Annotated in this window: 1 protein-coding gene; it reads left to right on the plus strand. The window is 38.8% G+C overall.

What is annotated here, in order from left to right:
- Positions 1 to 175: 175 nt before the first annotated feature.
- The coding region (locus tag ON09_RS24645) for an integrase core domain-containing protein (RefSeq protein WP_262495854.1) at positions 176 to 379 on the plus strand (204 nt) is incomplete at its 3' end.

Consider the following 379-nt stretch of genomic DNA (forward strand, 5'->3'; position numbering starts at 1 on the left):
TCATAGGATTTGCACTCCATCCGAACCTTGAAGCTACCGGCTGTATTATCGCTCTTGAGATGGCTATCAACGGGAGGAAAAAAGACTCACCGTTCATATTGGTTCATCATTCGGATCGGGGATACAATATTGTTCCAAAAGCTATACTGAACTTCTTAACAGGGACAGAATTGCAATAAGTATGACTGAAAGTGGTAGTCCCTATGATAATGCTTTAGCCGAACGTGTTAATGGAATAGTGAAAAATGAGTTCTTCCCAAAAAAGATATATAAGGATCATAAAGAAGCTAAAAAGAGCATTGAAATCATTATCAAAAACTATAACGATAAAAGGCCACACGGTAGTCTGGACTATCTTACGCCTAGCAAAGCCCATGAT

Source organism: Pedobacter agri PB92, from assembly GCF_000258495.1.
Classification (GTDB): domain Bacteria; phylum Bacteroidota; class Bacteroidia; order Sphingobacteriales; family Sphingobacteriaceae; genus Pedobacter; species Pedobacter agri.